The following is a 2,147-nucleotide window of genomic DNA, read 5'->3' as shown; positions in this document are numbered from 1 at the left end:
CGGAATACTCCACTCCAGAAAAACCTAGGTTTGTGGCAGGGTCGATGGGTCCTGGTACTAAACTCCCTACCCTGGGACATATTGATTTTGATACCTTGAAGAACGCCTATGTGGAACAAGCCTTAGTGTTGTATGATGTCGGTTCTGATTTGCTGATCGTTGAAACTTGTCAGGATGTGCTCCAAATTAAGGCAGCCCTGAATGCCATAGAAGAGGTATTTGAAAAAAAAGGGGCAAGACTGCCACTGATGGTATCGATCACTATGGAAGTGATGGGTACTATGCTGGTGGGGTCAGAAATTAATGCGGCGCTAACGATTCTAGAGCCTTACCCGATTGATATCCTTGGTCTTAACTGTGCCACTGGGCCAGAGCAAATGAAGGAACATATCAAATACTTATCTGAGTGTTCCCCATTTGTGGTTTCTTGTATCCCTAATGCTGGATTACCGGAAAATGTCGGAGGGCACGCTCACTACAGGCTTACTCCCATGGAACTGCGGATGGCACTGATGCATTTTGTAGAGGATTTGGGAGTACAAGTTATTGGTGGCTGTTGCGGTACTAGGCCAGCTCATATTGAACAGTTAGCAGAATTTGCCCAAACCCTGACCCCGAAGGAGCGAAATCCTAAGCATGAACCGTCAGCAGCATCGATTTACAGCTCCCAGCCTTATGAGCAAGATAATTCTTTCCTAATTGTTGGTGAACGGCTCAATGCTAGTGGTTCTAAAAAGTGCCGCACCATGCTGAATGCAGAAGATTGGGATGGATTGGTATCTTTGGCTAAATCCCAAATCCGGGAAGGGGCTAACGTCCTAGATGTTAACGTGGACTATGTGGGACGGGATGGAGTTCGGGATATGAACGAATTGGCCTCCCGTTTAGTCACAAATTCCACCTTACCCCTGATGCTGGACTCCACGGAATGGGAAAAGATGGAGGCTGGCTTAAAGGTGGTTGGGGGTAAGTGTATCCTGAACTCCACTAACTACGAAGATGGGGAACCTAGGTTCTATAAGGTACTGGAGTTAGCTAAAATTTATGGCGCGGGAGTGGTAATTGGTACTATCGATGAAGATGGTATGGCCCGGACAGCAGATAAAAAGTTTGAAATTGCTAAACGTGCTTATAACGATGCGATCGCATATGGTATCCCAGCTCATGAATTGTTCTTTGATACACTAGCGCTACCAATTTCCACAGGCATTGAGGAAGACCGGGAAAACGGCAAAGCGACAATCGAATCCATTCGTCGGATTCGGGAAGAATTGCCTGGGTGTCATGTTATGCTGGGGGTTTCTAATATTTCCTTCGGACTAAACCCAGCAGCAAGAATTGTGCTTAATTCCATGTTCTTGCACGAAGCAATGCAAGTGGGGATGGATGCAGCCATTGTTAGTGCTAGTAAGATTTTACCCTTAGCCAAGATTGAGCCAGAGCATCAAGAGGTTTGTCGAAAACTGATTTATGATCAGCGGGAGTTTGATGGGGATGTGTGTACCTATGACCCCTTGACCAAGTTGACTACCCTGTTTGAAGGGAAAACTACAAAACGCGATCGCTCTCAGGATGAAAACCTATCGGTAGAAGAGCGGCTCAAGCGTCATATTATTGATGGGGAACGGATTGGTTTAGAAGAACAACTGGAGAAAGCCCGAGAAAAATATCCTCCCCTGGAGATTATCAATACCTTTTTGCTGGACGGTATGAAAGTAGTAGGGGAACTATTTGGTTCCGGGCAAATGCAGCTGCCGTTTGTATTACAATCCGCTCAGACCATGAAGGCAGCAGTGGCCTATTTAGAGCCATATATGGAAAAATCCGAAGCCGGGAAAAATGCTAAAGGTACCTTTGTAATTGCTACGGTGAAAGGAGATGTTCACGATATTGGCAAAAATTTAGTGGATATCATCTTGTCCAACAATGGCTACGAAGTGATTAACTTGGGGATTAAACAGCCAGTGGACAATATTATTGATGCTTATGAAAAGCACAATGCGGACTGTATTGCCATGAGTGGGCTACTGGTGAAGTCTACTGCGTTTATGAAGGATAATTTGGAAACCTTTAATGAGCGGGGAATTACGGTACCAGTTATTCTAGGGGGTGCTGCCCTAACACCAAAGTTTGTCCATAAGGACTGA

The 2,147-nt window shown here is 45.4% G+C and carries 1 pseudogene; it reads left to right on the top strand.

From position 1 onward, the window contains the following. Positions 1–2,147: pseudogene (metH, locus tag F6K20_RS35405) on the top strand (methionine synthase); the annotation flags it as partial.

The sequence above is a fragment of the Moorena sp. SIO2C4 genome, assembly GCF_010672485.1.
Lineage (GTDB): Bacteria > Cyanobacteriota > Cyanobacteriia > Cyanobacteriales > Coleofasciculaceae > Moorena > Moorena producens.
This window is presented reverse-complemented; position numbering and strand designations above follow the sequence as displayed.